The 15,150-nt window shown below is 57.4% G+C and carries 13 protein-coding genes; 5 read left to right on the forward strand and 8 right to left on the reverse strand.

What is annotated here, in order from left to right:
• Positions 1-1,227: 1,227 nt before the first annotated feature.
• Complete coding sequence (locus Pan181_RS18430; protein ID WP_449187626.1) at positions 1,228-1,650, reverse strand: secondary thiamine-phosphate synthase enzyme YjbQ; 423 nt, start codon at positions 1,648-1,650, stop codon at positions 1,228-1,230.
• A gap of 468 nt (positions 1,651-2,118) precedes the next feature.
• Here Pan181_RS18430 and Pan181_RS18435 point away from each other — a divergent pair, with 468 nt between their 5' ends.
• Positions 2,119-2,349, forward strand: coding sequence for a hypothetical protein (locus Pan181_RS18435; protein ID WP_145248925.1), 231 nt, complete (start codon positions 2,119-2,121; stop codon positions 2,347-2,349).
• A gap of 156 nt (positions 2,350-2,505) precedes the next feature.
• On the opposite strand, the gene Pan181_RS18440 is transcribed toward Pan181_RS18435, so the two are convergent.
• The 4 genes from Pan181_RS18440 to Pan181_RS18455 all read right to left on the reverse strand — a co-directional run bounded on the left by Pan181_RS18440 (position 2,506) and on the right by Pan181_RS18455 (position 6,990).
• A complete protein-coding gene (locus Pan181_RS18440; protein WP_145248926.1) occupies positions 2,506-4,200 on the reverse strand; it encodes a Kelch repeat-containing protein in 1,695 nt (564 codons plus the stop codon).
• A gap of 146 nt (positions 4,201-4,346) precedes the next feature.
• Positions 4,347-5,225, reverse strand: a complete 879-nt coding sequence (locus tag Pan181_RS18445; protein WP_197528495.1) for a DUF1559 family PulG-like putative transporter — start codon at positions 5,223-5,225, stop codon at positions 4,347-4,349.
• Complete coding sequence (locus tag Pan181_RS18450; RefSeq protein WP_145248930.1) at positions 5,218-6,153, reverse strand: hypothetical protein; 936 nt, start codon at positions 6,151-6,153, stop codon at positions 5,218-5,220. Before Pan181_RS18450 ends, Pan181_RS18445 begins: the two co-directional genes overlap by 8 nt.
• A gap of 117 nt (positions 6,154-6,270) precedes the next feature.
• The gene (locus Pan181_RS18455; protein WP_145248932.1) at positions 6,271-6,990 is read right to left on the reverse strand and encodes a PEP-CTERM sorting domain-containing protein; all 720 of its coding nucleotides are present in this window, start codon (positions 6,988-6,990) and stop codon (positions 6,271-6,273) included.
• 409 nt (positions 6,991-7,399) lie between these two features.
• Here Pan181_RS18455 and Pan181_RS18460 point away from each other — a divergent pair, with 409 nt between their 5' ends.
• Positions 7,400-8,173, forward strand: coding sequence for a tetratricopeptide repeat protein (locus Pan181_RS18460; protein ID WP_145248934.1), 774 nt, complete (start codon positions 7,400-7,402; stop codon positions 8,171-8,173).
• Complete coding sequence (gene hemP, locus Pan181_RS26230) at positions 8,170-8,337, forward strand: hemin uptake protein HemP (protein WP_197528496.1); 168 nt, start codon at positions 8,170-8,172, stop codon at positions 8,335-8,337. Before Pan181_RS18460 ends, hemP begins: the two co-directional genes overlap by 4 nt.
• A 69-nt stretch (positions 8,338-8,406) precedes the next feature.
• Here hemP and Pan181_RS18470 read toward each other — a convergent pair whose 3' ends face one another.
• The 3 genes from Pan181_RS18470 to Pan181_RS18480 form a co-directional block, all read right to left on the reverse strand.
• Positions 8,407-9,138: a hypothetical protein gene (locus tag Pan181_RS18470; protein ID WP_145248936.1), complete on the reverse strand. Its 732-nt coding sequence runs from the start codon at positions 9,136-9,138 to the stop codon at positions 8,407-8,409.
• 198 nt (positions 9,139-9,336) lie between these two features.
• The gene (locus tag Pan181_RS18475; RefSeq protein ID WP_145248938.1) at positions 9,337-11,061 is read right to left on the reverse strand and encodes a S41 family peptidase; all 1,725 of its coding nucleotides are present in this window, start codon (positions 11,059-11,061) and stop codon (positions 9,337-9,339) included.
• A gap of 538 nt (positions 11,062-11,599) precedes the next feature.
• Positions 11,600-13,321: a DUF3472 domain-containing protein gene (locus tag Pan181_RS18480; protein ID WP_145248940.1), complete on the reverse strand. Its 1,722-nt coding sequence runs from the start codon at positions 13,319-13,321 to the stop codon at positions 11,600-11,602.
• A gap of 231 nt (positions 13,322-13,552) precedes the next feature.
• On the opposite strand from Pan181_RS18480, the gene Pan181_RS18485 reads away from it, so the two are divergent.
• Entirely contained in the window at positions 13,553-13,918 is a 366-nt protein-coding gene (locus Pan181_RS18485; protein ID WP_145248942.1) for a SpoIIAA family protein, read from the forward strand.
• A 5-nt stretch (positions 13,919-13,923) separates the two neighbouring features.
• A complete protein-coding gene (locus Pan181_RS18490; protein WP_145248944.1) occupies positions 13,924-15,132 on the forward strand; it encodes a hypothetical protein in 1,209 nt (402 codons plus the stop codon).
• Positions 15,133-15,150 lie beyond the last annotated feature (18 nt).

Here is a 15,150-nt window from a genome sequence, read left to right on the forward strand (position 1 = left end):
CCTTGCATTGGCAGATGGGTCAACTCCTTGGGATTCACCTGCCTTGATGGATTCACATGCAGCGAGTGCAACCAGAAATTTGCCCCTGGTGATGACTCGGTAGCCGGGCCTTTTGCTGGGGCAATCGGCGAGTTCATGATTGGTGTGGACGATCCGACTGTGTGCTGTCCGAGTTGCGGCGCCGCACATTCCGTACGAAATTGGCTGACAGTTCCACATTTTGGTTTCGTTAACCTTGCATTTCAGTTTTGGAATTGGCCTCCCTTTGGGACAAGCTCTTGGAAAGTGAATATCCCGGCTATCGTTCAAGAGGTAACCGACCATCAGGTGATTGTCACACATGGGCGGCTATGAACTGATTCGCGTGACCGACGTTCTCGAAACCACCGAAAGTCAGTGTGTTACACCATGTGTTTATCCAACGCCATGAGAGACTTGTTCAACAACAAAACATAAGGCCTAGATGGTGACCGCAAGCGATGGTTCGAAGCAAAAAGACGGTCTACTGTACGTAAGCGTGGCTTGGGAGAGCGGAAGTGAACGAGAATAGAATTGTGCTAAACCGATTTTCCAATAGTGAATCAGCTCACCGATATGCAGAAAAATGGCCGGGCGAGCCCGCGTGCCTTAGACTCTACGAAGACGGTCGCCAGTGTGGCGGTTGCTCGTTTTTCGCTCCATGGGAGACCGACTGGGGCCTCTGCTGCCATCAACGATCCAGGCATTTTACTGAAACCGTGTTTGAGCACTTTACCTGCGACAGCTATGTGAATGAGGGATGGGGCCCCCACAGCTTCACGGAGGACGAGGATTGTCACTGTCGGTGTGAGGGAGAAGGCGAATGACATCATCCCTCACACCTCCCGCATTGTTCCCGAGACCACGAAAGGCAGTGTGTTGCGTCGAGTCTGGCCAACGCCATGAGCATCGCTGCGAGTTCATCTATCAACGCCAACGAGTCGGCCTAGACGCCGCCGCAGAGGAAGAGGGCAGCACGGATTTTTTCGAGAGATCAAAAACGAATCGTGTCCAAGAGTGAATTCACTTCAAAGACTCACCCCCCGGAAATCTCCATGCGGATCGGTATCGATTGTCATGCGTACGGATCCATTACCCATTCCCCCAGTCACCGAGAACCGGAGTAGTTTCATGGCAATCCGCTCCACGCGATCGTGTTGTCAGCGAGCAATCGGTTGCAGGTCGCTGCACTCGATTGCAGGCGCGAGGTTACTCGCCCCAGAGCGTGGCGACCACTCGGCGCGGGGTCGCGTGATTGCGGTGCTCGACCAGGTAGATTCCTTGCCAGGTGCCCAGTGCCAAGTGTCCATCTTGTACGGGAATCATCAACGATGCGCCGAGCAACGAACTCTTCACGTGGGCCGGCATATCGTCGGGTCCTTCGCAGGTGTGAATGTACGGAAACGACTCCGGCGCGATCGCATTCATCGACGCTTCGAGGTCGACTTGCACGTCGGGATCCGCATTTTCGTTGAGCGTGAGCGCGGCCGAAGTATGCTGCAAAAAAAGATGGAGCATGCCGCAGCGCAGGTCGCCGATCTCGGGCAGCTGGTCGACAATGTCGCGAGTGACGAGGTGAAAACCGCGCCGTTTCCGGGAAAATTGCAGGTTCCGTTGAGTCCAGTTCATCAAGAAGGCCTTCCGAATGGTCGATAAGGGTACTCTTATCCAGTCGTTTCAGGGTGGGTTCTACCTTGCTAGGGAAGATAGGGCAAAGGGGAACCTCTCTTGCCGGACCCTTGACAATTGTCTATTTCCCCTACTTGCGACGACGGGATTCGCGGGTGTGCGATGCTATCACAACGGAGCAGAATCGCACACCAATTGGCTTTAGTTTTCACCTAACCGACGGCTATTCTTCGCCAAGTAGCAGGGTTTGTCAGGGCATGCAAAAAACTACAAAAAACTCCCTACAAGTACCCTTGCAAAAACTTGACATCTGGATTTCTCCAGTAATAATCGTGCGATCAAGTTAATCAATTCTTCACTCGAGCAGGGGTGAAACACCAACACCCTGGTGGCTGCTTGAGTAGACGTCCGATCGTCCCCCACGAATCCCGCCTAAGGACGATCACCAGCAGTAAAATGTGAGAGAGTATTATGGCAGATTCCAAACTAGACAATGTATTCGACGCCATCCTGAAGTATGGCCACGACGAGGACTTCGTGCCCCGCGTGGATGCGTCGTTCCAGCCGACCGAAGCCCCTGCTGGCTCGCCTGAGAAGCTGGAAATCCTGGCCGAACGCGTACGCCAGGGCCATCCCCTGTGGCACGACGAGGACCGTTTCGATTATTCGGGCCTGACCGGCGCTGTTCGTCCTCGCGACTAATTCAGCAGCCATTCTGGCTCCCGACGAAGTTGCGGGAGTCAGTATCGATAATGAACGACGAACGCCGCAATCCAATGATTGCGGCGTTCGTTTTTTCATGAGTTATCCGCGTGGAGGTTCGCTGGAGATTTCGACTCGCAGCAGCCTCCCGCCGAGTTACTCGGCGGGCTTGAGCTCGACCCACTCGCTATCGCCGACGTGCTTGCGGCGATCCATCGACACGCCGCCTAGCATCAGCAACCGGCCCGGTCCGGCGGGCAGTAGCCGGTGGAAGAAGCGAGGATCCGCAAACTCGTGGACCTCGATCCACTCGCTGCCGTCGTTGGAAAGCTGGTAAAGCAGGCCGGTGCTACCGCTTGCGTAGAGTTTGCCTTCGTGGTTCCAGGCCGACACGCCGAAGCCCTGCATTCCGTCGCCGGGGAGCTCGGCCAGCGAAGTCCACTCGCCGGTTGCCAGGTCGAGGGCGAACACGTCGCGCGAGATGTCGTTGCCGTCGTCGATGCCGCCGATCACGACGAGCTTGCCAGGCAGGTACGAAGCAGCCATCGCTCGGCGGATAAAGGTCGGCTTCGCCAGCGGCTTCCAGCCTTCTTCGAGGTTTGCGAGGTCGAGCTTCCAAGCGGTATCGTGCCACTCGCCGTCGGTGCCGCCTTGGAGGTTCCAGCCGCCGACCACGTACAACGAGCCGTCGATCACGACCGCGTCGTGCGAGCTACGCGGTTCCGGCAGCGCCGGCAGCTTAGCCCAGGACTTAGTCTCAGGATCGAACATCGAGACGACGTCGGTCGAGTACATGTCGGCGTCTTCGTCCTTGGCATTGCGCGAGAACACTCCGCCGACGCGGATCAGCTTTCCTTCGAACGGCACTACCGCAAAGCCCTGCAGCGGGACCTCGAAGGGGAGCTCTTCCCACTCGCCGCCGGCGAGCGGCATCCGGCGGAAGTGCGTGGAGTAGTTCTCCTTCGTGTGCTCGTGGGTGCCGCCGATGTGACCGCTATACACGTAGACGTAACCATCGCAGGTCGCTGCGCCGAAGCTTGTCACCCCTTCCGGAAGAGGAGGCAAAGCCGATTCAACGGTGGTGTCCGCTGGGTCTTCGGTATCCATCGATGGGGTTGGTTTCTCCGAATCGGTCGACGCGGCCGTGGCTTGGGTACCCTCGGCGTAGTCGAAGGTGAGCGTCAGATAGTGCGACAGCGAAGTGTACTTTTCGCCGTTCTCTTCGCCCTCTTTCTCTTCGGTAACGTTGGCAATGAAGCCCAACGGTCCGCTAGCTACATGATAGAATTTCACCGTGCCGTCCTTGCCGGTTTCCTTCTCGGCCTGATCCCCAGAGGGATCGATCAGAGTGACCGCGACTCCCTCGAGCGGCTCACCATCCCGCGTGGCGGTGAGCACGATGCCTTTTTTAATCAGCTCTGGTCGAAGGTCGAATACGAAACCGTCGGCCGGCTTAGCGGCTTCGGCGGCGGTCGCGGCAGCCAGGTCGCCCGCGTAGTGCTTCACGTAGTAGGTGAGCAAAGTCCCGTGGTAGTTGCCATACGTGCAAACCGAGGTGAGCACTCCATTGCCGACTACACCGGTGTCGCTCTGCCGGCCGATGAACTCTTCGTTCTCGACGGTCTGGAGCGTCAACTTCTGAGGAGTTGCATCGGCCACCTGCAAGGTGACTTCGGCCTTGGTAACCGCCTCGGGGAGTTTATAGTCGGGCGTTTGGGGCGACTCGGCAAAGAACAACAAGGCGCGGCCTTCGCTATCGGACGACATCCAAGTGAAGTGCGAATGGGCCATTGGAGCCATTGCTAGCAACAAGGCCATGACGCCGAGCCATGTTTTCGTTGGTTGATTCATCAGTTTCTTTCCGTTGTGGGTGCGTGCCGCGGAAACGGCGGGGCAGGTTTGGTAAGTGCCGCGAGGCTCCACCTTCTGGGTGAAGCCCCGCAAACGGGTTGTTCCATGGTAGACGGCTGGCCGAGAAAGTCGACCTTTGTTGGCCGCTACTCTATGATTTCGCCTCCTGCGGTGGTGGCCATGCCGTCGAGTACCTCGTCGGCGGTCTCTTCATCCACCATGCGAACCGATCCATCGACAAACAGCATCATCACGCCGCCGGGATGATCGCCGCGAAAGGTCTCCCATTCCAGAAAACCATTGATCAGCCGGTCGCTATTAAACACGCCGGCCGTGGAACACCACGAAACACCAGGATAGGCGTAGGCCCAGCGGGTGGTGCCGCCGGCAGTGGTGCCAGTGCCGGCGGTGCGGTCGGCATAATTCAGCAGACCAAAATCTAGCTCGCCCGCCAGGAACGTTTGCGACGTGCCATCGGCCGAGGTGATTTTGGCGATGGAGGTCTTGCCCCGTACGGGATCGATGATCGCTCCGTTATGCGTATTGGGATCGGGCTCGCCGGTTTTTACATTTACCGGGTAGCGAGAGTAGCCGCTACCGGTGCTGATGCCATAGCTGGCCATTCCATTTGGGCGCGAGCCATCGAGTGTCGACATCGTGGGACAGACGAATACTGGTAGCACCATCTTCGACAGCTCCTCGTTCGCTCCTTCGTCGGGGCCGAGCGTGAAGTCGTAGCGATCCATCACGTTACCGAGTTCCAGGTAAGGAAGAATCCAGACCATGGCACCGGTGTTATGCTCATGCCCTTCTGGCACAGCCGGCGGCAGTCGCTTGAATGCATCGTTGTGCTGATGCATCGCCAGACCGATTTGCTTCATGTTGTTCTGACAACTCGCGCGGCGGGCCGCCTCGCGAGCCGCCTGCACGGCCGGTAATAGCAAAGCCACCAGGATGCCGATGATGGCAATCACCACCAACAGTTCCACCAACGTAAAGGCGTTTCGACGCAACGTGCTAGGCATTTCCATTCCCTTTGCTAGCCAGGTACATGCTTCCACCTGCGAGTCCGATAATCACCAGCAAACTACCTGCAGTGGCAGGTTCGGGGACCGACTGCGAGCTAGCAACACCACTTGTGAGCGTGCTCGATCCTAGATTGTCGCGCCATAGAGTGTAGTCCCCGAGATCAACGATGCCGTCGCCATTGCCATCGGCCGGAGAGTTAGTCGCGCCGAATTGCGAGATCCAGTACTCGTAATCACCATGATCGACCACACCACTGCCATCATAATCGCCCGGCTGGCTAATCACCTCACTTGCCATGGCAAGCGTGTCGAGGATGACTTCGTCGAGGCTCATCGACTCTGCCGAAGCATTGAACTCCAGCAAGAAGCTCGAAGTACTAACACCGTCCAGATCCCAGGCGAAGAGTGTCGTTACCAACTCGCCACCAAATCCACCGAGTTCAATGCGACCGAGTTCTGCTGTGCTGTCGGGCGTGATGCCTTGATCCCCGTCGTCGTAGGATAAACGAACGGACGAGTAGTCGAGCTCGCTCCCTTGGGTGACGACTTGCAGCACCACCGACGTACTGGCTCCGGCCCCCAGATCGATCGCCGGCATCGTGACATCAAAATCGGTAGCTGCAGAGAATGAGTAGATATTGCCGCTAGAAGTAAGGAAAGCAACCGCCGGGTCCGACGTTTCGACCACATTGGCCTCGGCCGCGTTGTGTTGGCCAACGTCGGGCAGGTTGTCGCCCCCCTCGGCTGAGGTGAACATATCCCAAGCGGCGTAGCTACTATTGGCGTCGCTTCGCGACCAATTACCGAACGGCCAGTCTTCTGCATCAGGCGTAATTCCGAGCGCCTGGACCGAAGCTGGCAAACCGGCAACAAGCATTCCGATGAAAACGGCCTGCCACCAGCGAGTACGATTGAAGTATTCCATCACGAATATCCTTTCAACGTCATCCGACTCAAGATTTCGTTGTGAAGAGTGGGGCACCGGAACATTCCGATGCCCCACGTTGCTGCCCATGAACACATGGGAACTTGTTACATAGCTTTAAACGTTGGCATTCAGATCGAAGCGGCGACGCGCTGCGACGACGAGTCCACCAGCACCGATCAAGGCACACAATGCAATGCTGGTTGGCTCTGGCACAGGATTCGGTTCGGCGTAAAAACCAAAGGGACGAATTGCGGTGTCGATCGACAACGCGGCGAGGCTCATGTGAGCCCCCGAAGCGGTGAACTCGAGCGTGAGGTCTTCGACGCCGGCAACGCCATCGCCAAAATCGGCATAAGGTACGTTGAACAGCATCCAGGTATCGATCTGCGAACCACCAAAACCACCAAGCGCAACACGGTCGATTTCAGCGGTATCGACAGGGGCCAGGCCATTTAGCAAAACACTGGTGTAGTCCAGCTCGGTACCGAGGGTGCTGAATTGAACCACTGCTGTGATGTCGTGCTGCGGGGTCGGCACATCGGCTTCAGGAATGGTGACCGTGAACTCAGTCGCACCGCCGGGGCCATAGATGTTGCCGCTGCTGGTGGTGAAAGCAGTTCCGGTGTTTTCAGTCAACGACGCGGTGCCATTGGGATTGATGTCGCCGACGTCAGGCGTATTGTCGGTGGGGTAGGCGTCGAACACTCCCCATTCTTGATAGGTGGTTCCACCATCTCCCCGTGTCCACGACTGTGGTTCAACAAAGGCTGCAAAGGTGGCTGCTTGGAAACCAAGCGAGGCAATCAGGGCGATCAAGGTGCAATAGATTTTCATTAGACTTCTCTTGAGTTAAATCAATTACCAAACAGGTACTGGGTAAACGGGTTTCAGAAACAAAGCACAACGCGTGAGATGCTTCCGGATCAGATAGCAGCAGCGTGTCACCTGACTCGGGGACATTTGCCGCTCATAAGGCGGGAGGGGGTGCAAGCTCCTTTCTTCGTTAGCCCGGACACCCAGGCGGGCGGGGTGAGAGCCGGCTTCGGCGGGGAGCCGCATGCTCGGCGAGGGGTACCCTGGCTGGCAATCTTGCTATTCCAAACGAAGAATGGCTGGCTAGGTGTTGCGACTGCGTCTCAATAGCAATAAGATAGCAATTACGACTCTCGTGTCAACCTTCCCCGTTTTTCCAAGAACCCTATAAACATAGTGGTTTTTTTATTTCTCTCATAAAAAACAAACCATGAGTTGTGAAAAATCTCCAAACGAGTCCGTTGCCCGACGCGCCGTTGAGCTTCATCAACGTGGATTTACCAAGGCTGCCATCGATATCCTGGAGGTCGAGCTTCAGGATCACCCAAACAGGGGAAACCTCTGGCAGCTCCGAGCGGAACTACTGCACCACCAGGGGCGTTTCGACCTGGCGCTTGAGAATCTGGAGCACGCCTTGTTGCTCGTGCCGCTCCAGACCAAAGGGCATCTTCTATTGGCCGACTGCCATCGCCGGCTTGGGCACGACGAGCTTGCAACTCACATCTACTTGGAGCTTGCCGAGCACACCGGGTTGGAAGACAACGACCTTTGGCAGCTATTGAGAGGTCTGGCAGCAACCGGCAACTGGCGACAGGCGGCCGAAGTTTGTCGCCGCGAAGTACAGCAGAAACCAGATGACGATCGCCTGCTGTTTTGCTTGGCGCAATCGCTCGTACGGTTGCGTCAACCAGCGGAAAGGGTAGTGCCGCTGCTCCGGCGTGCGATCCACTTAGCTCCGTGTAATTGCCGGTATCGGGTAGTGCTCGTCCTGCAACTACTAAAGCATCACCGTGATCAAGAAGCGTACGACGAGTTGCGACAGATCACTGCGACCGATGTCGATTCGATATGCTGCCGGGGCTGCTTGCATCGCTTGCTGCAGTTGGCCCTTTCGCAAGGCGACGCTGATCGTGCCGAAGCACTTGCCAGGCATCTGGCGGAAGTCAACGAAGACCAATCGCATCACGAGGAGGATCTGCCGTGAGCGAAAGGGAAGATCACAAAACACCCACACCGAACGAGCCAGAACAGCGTATCGTAACGTCCAGTGAACTGATGCAAGGGGGACGTACCTTGCTGATTGAACACACGGGTCAGATATACCGTCTGACGATTACGAAGAACGACAAATTGATCCTACAAAAATAGTGCTAAAACGAAAACGGGCTGCCCAATGGTGGGCAGCCCGTTGATGTTTAACTGGTGAGCGCAGCTCGCTTACGGAGCCAGTTCTTTGCCGGGAGGAATCTCGGCTTTGCCCGGTACTGCAAAGCGACCATAAGACCGACTCGAGCGATTGTACTCGGTGGCAAAGGCGTCGGCATCTTCCGGGGTGAACTTGTAGTCGATCGTACGCTTGAACTTCTTGTACTCGTAGACGTGCACCACGTAGTTGGTCACCGGTGCTTCGCGACCGTACTCATCGACGTCCGACGAGGACTCGGGGGCGTCGCTCGAGACCTCTTCAGCCTTGGGAGCATCTTCCAACTCGCTGGGAGCGTCGGCGACGACCTCCTCCTCGACTGGCTTGCTCTTCGGCTTGGCAGGTGCCTTCTTAGCGGTTTTAGGGGCCGCCTTCTTCTTTGGAGCGGCGGGCTCTTCTTCGACCTTTTCCTTAGGCTCCTTGGCTTTGGTTTCCTTAGCCTTGGTGGTCTTGGCCTTCGCCTCTTTTGTCTTCGACTCTTTAGCGGTCGTTTTCTTGGGCGCAGCAGCCTTCTTGGCCGGAGCTTTCTTGGCCGGGGCCTTTTTGGCCTTCGACTGCTTTGCTACCGGTTTGGGCTCAGGTTCTTCTTCCTCAGCCTCCTCTTCAGGCTCTTCGTCTTCGTATTCGACGTCGTCTTCGTACTCGTCCTCGTATTCGTACTCATACTCTTCCGAGTCTTCGTACTCATCATCGTCTACGAATTCGTAATCGCCATCGTACAGATCGTCGTCGTCTTCGACAGGCATGGCAGCAAAGCAAACAGGGAGTTGGGAGTAGGATAGCCTACGTTTTCCGCCAAATACTACGCTCAGTCGAGCATTTGGCGGTTGGGGCAAGAGCGAGGCCCACACGATAATGCCCCAGTATCCGGGGATTTGGCTTCGCCGTCAACGTGGGCACCGGGCCAGTTTGGCAGGTTTTGCCCGGTTTTTTCGCCGTTCGCCCTAGCGACGCGAGTTATCGCTGGCGTCGTTTTGCACCACTTGGCTGCGGGCTACTTCCAACGCCCGGGCGAGCACCTGATCGTCGCCGTCGCCGCGATAGGCGACTGTTTGAGCTCCCTCAGGCGAACCGTTAGCACGTCGCACGACGATATCGGGCTGTACTCCGACCTTGCTGATTGGTTGTCCTGTGGGAGAGAAAAACTTGGCCGTGGTCAGCCGGATGCCGGCTCCAGCATGCCCCAGCGGGAAGATGCCTTGAACCGAACCCTTGCCGAAGCTGCGTTCGCCGACCACGGTACCGCGACGGTTATCGTGGATGGCGGCGGCAAAAATCTCGCTGGCACTGGCACTTTGGTCGTCGATGAGCACCACCAGCGGCACCCGCCAGGTGCCAGCCCGATGGGCGGTGTAGTCGAAATCTTCGCCGGCACTGCGACCGCGGGTCGAGACAATGCGTCCCTGAGCCACGAACTTATCGGCCAGTTCGACACTAGCGGTTAGCAGACCACCCGGGTTGCCACGCAGGTCGAGCACCAAGGTCCGCATGCCTTTGGAGTGCAGGTCCCAGAGGGCCTGTTCCAGGTCGCGGCTCGTCGTCTTCTGGAACACCGGCACCCGAGCGTAGGCGACCCCATAGGCTTCGTCGATAATGCCGACTTCTTCCAGGCTGGGGACATCCACATGCTCCCGACGGACGTTCACGTCGAACGGGGTGCGAGTCTTCGGCATGGCGATCAGGTCACCAGTCTTGGCGACAGCGTGAGGGGGCACCACATGCACTTCCACGTAGGTGCCTTCTTCGCCGGTCAGCATGCCAGCGGCTTCGTCGGTCGACATGCTGGTGATCGTTTTGCCGTTGATGGCAGTGATGATGTCGCCACCTTCGATGTTGGCCCGCTCAGCAGGGCTGCCGGGAATCACGTTGACGATCTCAAGCCCACCCGAAGGAGCGGCTTTGAGCTCGACGCCGAGTCCGACGAAGTTGCCTTCGATCTGCGAGTAAATCTCTTTGAGCTGGTTGCCGGAGAGGAACGACGAGTAATGATCGAGTCCTTCTGCAGCGGCCGAGGTGAACTCCAGAGCGACCGCCGAAGGGCGAAGCTGCACTCGTTGGTTCGCAATTTTAGCTACTTGGCGGGCGACGCTCAGGGCTTGCTCGCGAGTGGTAATCTGCTGCGAAAGCGGGCCATAAATCGCCCGGCGGGTTTCGAGCAGTTGATCTTTATCGGCATAGATATTGTTGTGCCGCAGGAAATTGGTCTTGGTCAACGCGACGTCGAGCGACTGCACTCCCCGACGGGCAAGGCTGTTCCAAGGTGGATTCACCACATAGTGCGAATCGATTTTGAGCAACAACTCGTTATACAGGTCGTTCGCATCGTTGCCATCGAGAGTCGAAACCGCGTCGAGATAGCTACGATCGACATACCGGCGCTCTACCCCGTAATGCAAGCGAGCAATGTCGTACCGCTGGGCCAGGCTGCGATCTTCGGGATGCTTGCGAACTGCTTGTTCGTAGTGAGCGAGTGCTTCGCCCCAGCGATGCTCGCCTTCGAGCTTGCGGCCAGCGGCCAGCAACTGCGAAATCTCTTGAGGCAACGCTTCGCTGGCAATCGCGACCGATTCGCTTTGTGCCTGCGAAGATGTACCGCTTACGACAAACCCGAGGATCAGGCCGACCGCAGCAGTCAATTGAAACAAGAAGCTATTGGGCGTCTTACGCATACTAAGTTCGTTCCGTCTATCGCGAGAGTGCTCTACGTCAGCGGTCGAGACGACTTGACGATGAAGCCGAGCGGGGCAGGATGCTCCCTTGGTGGCGGTACCATCCGGGGCACAAGCGAATATAGGACGCAAAAACAAGGCAGTCAAAAAAACTAAGCCAGTTTTTTCCTACGCTTTTGGCCGCGGTGTGCCGTACGACCCGCACAAGCGCCGCATGCGTCGCGACGCGTCAATTGCTGGGGCCGCTCGCAGCAGTTCGCCGGAGCCTGCCGACCGTGCCGATTCTCCGGACTCCGCCGGATTCGTGGGGCACGACCGCTCTATGGTAATGGCGTCTTGCCAGACAGGCCGGGACCTCACTATCACCGACCAACCGACGCCGAAGGAGCAAGAAAAGCAAGACAGCCGCTCCGTGGCGTTGGTTCTGTTACGCAGTCGATTCGCCGAGAGTTCGCGAGCGGGCGAAAATCCCCTCACCGGTGATAGCACGCCCCCAAAGACCGAGGAAAACCGCCGCCAAGGAATAATCCGCTCCAAGCTACGGCTGGGCGATCGCGGTCGTTGGCGACCAAAACTGCCCTGCCCTGCTCTTCAGAAACAGCCGCACGTAAACCGGCTCGCCGGAAGTGGTGAGCGGCAATTCAAAGCGATGCTCGCCCGCTGCACCTTGCTCCAGCGTGCGGAAGTGTTGCCAGCGGTCGGCAAACGTCAGGGCTTCCTGCGTTCCCCAGTAGGCGGTGACCTCGCTCGACTCCAGTTCGCCTTGCAAAGTGTAGCTGCCGCGAAGCACGCCCGCTTGCTGTTGCACTTCCAGCAGCTTCACTTCAGCAGGAACCGAATGCAACGTGGCCAGGTGTCGTGGTTCGAGGTACGGAGCTATTGCGACTGGAGTCGCGTTGGGATTGGCGATCCGCTTTTGTTCCGCGGGGGTATATAGTTTCCAACCACCAGCGGTGAGTTTGAAGCGGCCATCGTCGGTACACCCGCGCTCGGTGTCGGTGAGCTTCGTCGCCCGATCGATATCGCCGTTGCTCATCTGGTCGAGCGGGAACCACTCGCCACTGGTATTCTCAACCCACCCGCGATAACGCATGGTGCGTGGATAGATGCCAGTTCGCTGGCGGTTCGGCGGGCCGGGCACCTCAACGAATCCACCGACCCATAGCGATTTTGGAGGACGGTTGCCGTTGTATTTGTTGCCGATGCTGAAGAGTTGCCAGCGATCTTCGTCGGCCAGATAGTAGTAACTGTAATAGGTGCTGTAGGGATCGCCTGGCTCCATGCGTAGAGCAAAGGCTTGCCGCTGCGATTGATGGCCTTCGAGTGGTTGCCAGCCGCGGACCTTTACGCCGGTTCCCTCGTGACTGAACCCGCCGAACTCAGCGTCGGGGTTGCCGATCGCGAGGAGATGCGACAATCTGTCGATGGCTGGTTCCTGACCTCCACGCTGAAACGACCAGAGCGAGAAGTTAAAGCTGGTCCCCACACGCCCGTCGGCTTCCCACGAGGCACCGTAGTAGCCAAACGGGGTTGTCACCGGACTGTAACAACCAAACTCGCCTGGCACCGCATCGAGTTCCATCACCCACAACTGGATCGGCCCGGTTGCTTGCGAACTACTAAAGCGGGCATGGGCGGCCGCGGGTCGCCATCGCTGACGGAGCACCGCGCTGTCGCGGGCGGCTTCGCCCGAAAGCACCACCTGCTGCAGGCTCAGTTTACCTTGAGCATGCTCGCAGGTGAGTCGAATCGTTTGCTGTCCGAGTTGCGACTCGGTGATTTTGGTCGACACACTCAGCTTCGCCGTAGCGGAGTCGACCGCCAATGGATGTTGCTCCGAACCGATGGTGAGCATCCAGCGACTGACGGAGTCGTCGGCTGTGAGGGAGAGGTCCACCTTCAATTCGCCAGCTTGGCGAAAGAGCACTCCCCACTCGAAACTGTCGCCAGGTTGCCATCCTTCGATGTTCGCAAACGATTTGCCGCCATTGAGTTTTTCGGGGTCCGGTGCTGCGGATTCACCTGTCGCTCGCAGCTTGCCTTGCCGAAAAAACGCCTCGTCGGCGGTGAGATAGAGCGATCCATCCAAAGTGGTTTGCGTGCGGTAATAATCCCCCGTATGATCGGGCACGGGGGTGAGTTCCACGCTCGCCGAACGCTGGCCAGGCAGCTCCTCCGCCGTGCAGGGACGAGCGGCTCCAGTGCACCAGGCAAGTACCATCGTGAGGGCCAAACAGAGGAATGCGACGCGAGATTTCATGGAAGACGCACAGTACTTGGAAGGAACGGAACCATCACTGGTAACATTAAAGGTCTTCGTACCGGTTTTCTGTCGTGAAAACTCAAAATCACCAACCTGCCTTGGCGGTTTAGCCGTAGAACGAAAGGGCATTCCTGCATCGTGCCGAGCCAAATGGCCAGAGACTGCCTATAGTGCTGCAAAGCGCACCCGAACGGAAACTCATTTGGATTCCATTGAAAGGAGCGAGTCATGTTAAGCCAACTCGAAATCGTCGCGACCGGCAAAATTTTGCACGTCAAAGCGACTGGCAAACTGACCAAAGAAGACTACGAGACGTTTGTCCCTGCCATCGAACAACAAATCAAAGAGCACGGCAAGCTGCGGGTTCTCTTTGAGATGCACGACTTCCACGGTTGGACAGCCGGGGCTTTGTGGGAGGATGTAAAGTTCGATTTCGCCCACTGGAGCGATGTTGAGCGGTTGGCCATCGTTGGCGAATCGAAGTGGGAAGAAGGCATGTCGGTATTTTGCAAGCCCTTCACAGGAGCTAAGATTAAGTACTTCGATCAAACAGACCTCGACAAAGCCCACGCCTGGATCGTTTCCGACGAATAGAGCCTATGCTGAATGTAGTTATCATTGTGGTCGCTCTTGGCCTGGCCGGCTATTTCGCTTTTTCGAAGCGACTGGCCGGCTCCAACGAGTGGCAAGCCACGCTCACGCCGCTGGCCTCGATTATGGGCAGCGGCTTTCTTATTAGTGCGCCGTTGTTAGGTGGACTGGTGGGGAGTTCGGCCGTGTTCTGCATGGCAGTCCTGCTGGCAGTTGCCTATGCGGTGGGAGAGGTCATCCGCTTCAACATCCGCCATTTCGAGCCGATCGAAAACAACGGGCACGGCGCTGCCCAGTCGGTAGCTTTTCTCTCGCGAATGGTTCTGGCAGGGGCGTATTTCATCTCGGTGACCTATTACTTGCAGCTGCTGGCTGCGTTTCTGCTCAACGCGATTCATGTGCGGAGTCAATTTGCCGAGAACACGGTCACTACCGTGTTGTTGGTCGTGATTGGTGGCGTCGGCACTTGGCGTGGGCTCGGCATGCTTGAGCGGCTCGAGAAATACGCAGTCGCGCTGAACCTCGGCATGATTGCTGCTTTGCTGGTCGCCCTGGCGGTACACAACAGTCAACTTGCGATGGCAGGTTCCTGGCATCTGCCTGACATGCAAGTGGATTTCAACGTGCACAGTATCCGTGTGCTGCTTGGTTTGCTAATCGTGGTCCAAGGATTTGAAACATCGCGTTACCTCGGCGAGGAACACCCTGCCGATCTGCGCATCGTGACTATGCGAAACTCGCAGTTGATTTCGGCGGCGATCTATGTGGTATTTATCGCGTTGGCGACCGTGTTGATGAGCAGCAAACTTGGCACCGATGTCACCGCGGTAGTCAACATGACACAACCAGTTGCGTTAGTGCTCCCCTTTTTGATTTCGATCGCTGCGATCGGCAGCCAGTTCAGTGCGGCTGTGGCCGATGAGGAGGGCGCTGGCGGATTGATCGAAGACCTTACCGGAAGCCGACTCCCTGTGCGATATGCGTATCAGATCATCATGGCCATCACCATCGCTCTCACCTGGGCGACCGACGTGAATCGCATCATCGCCTACGCTTCGCGGGCGTTCGCGTTGTACTACTTACTGCAATGCGTGGTAGCCGTGGTAGTTGCCTGGCAGCAGTCCGATCTCCCCAAACGCAAGACTTACCTGGCTGGCTTCTCTACCGTGGGGGTTCTGTGCTTGCTGGTCTTCGCGTTTGGTCTACCTGCCGAATAATCCCTCGCCCAGCATCGG

The sequence above is a fragment of the Aeoliella mucimassa genome (genome assembly GCF_007748035.1).
GTDB lineage: Bacteria > Planctomycetota > Planctomycetia > Pirellulales > Lacipirellulaceae > Aeoliella > Aeoliella mucimassa.

What these genes read in the sequence shown, in the direction of transcription:
- Pan181_RS18455 (WP_145248932.1), bottom strand. Translation starts at nt 6,990, where the DNA reads ATGAAAATCTATTGCACCTTGATCGCCCTGATTGCCTCGCTTGGTTTC.
- Pan181_RS18460 (WP_145248934.1), top strand. Translation starts at nt 7,400, where the DNA reads ATGAGTTGTGAAAAATCTCCAAACGAGTCCGTTGCCCGACGCGCCGTT.
- Pan181_RS18490 (WP_145248944.1), top strand. Translation starts at nt 13,924, where the DNA reads ATGCTGAATGTAGTTATCATTGTGGTCGCTCTTGGCCTGGCCGGCTAT.
- Pan181_RS18470 (WP_145248936.1), bottom strand. Translation starts at nt 9,138, where the DNA reads ATGCCTGTCGAAGACGACGACGATCTGTACGATGGCGATTACGAATTC.
- Pan181_RS18480 (WP_145248940.1), bottom strand. Translation starts at nt 13,321, where the DNA reads ATGAAATCTCGCGTCGCATTCCTCTGTTTGGCCCTCACGATGGTACTT.
- Pan181_RS18440 (WP_145248926.1), bottom strand. Translation starts at nt 4,200, where the DNA reads ATGAATCAACCAACGAAAACATGGCTCGGCGTCATGGCCTTGTTGCTA.
- Pan181_RS18445 (WP_197528495.1), bottom strand. Translation starts at nt 5,225, where the DNA reads ATGCCTAGCACGTTGCGTCGAAACGCCTTTACGTTGGTGGAACTGTTG.
- Pan181_RS18435 (WP_145248925.1), top strand. Translation starts at nt 2,119, where the DNA reads ATGGCAGATTCCAAACTAGACAATGTATTCGACGCCATCCTGAAGTAT.
- Pan181_RS18475 (WP_145248938.1), bottom strand. Translation starts at nt 11,061, where the DNA reads ATGCGTAAGACGCCCAATAGCTTCTTGTTTCAATTGACTGCTGCGGTC.
- Pan181_RS18485 (WP_145248942.1), top strand. Translation starts at nt 13,553, where the DNA reads ATGTTAAGCCAACTCGAAATCGTCGCGACCGGCAAAATTTTGCACGTC.
- Pan181_RS18450 (WP_145248930.1), bottom strand. Translation starts at nt 6,153, where the DNA reads ATGGAATACTTCAATCGTACTCGCTGGTGGCAGGCCGTTTTCATCGGA.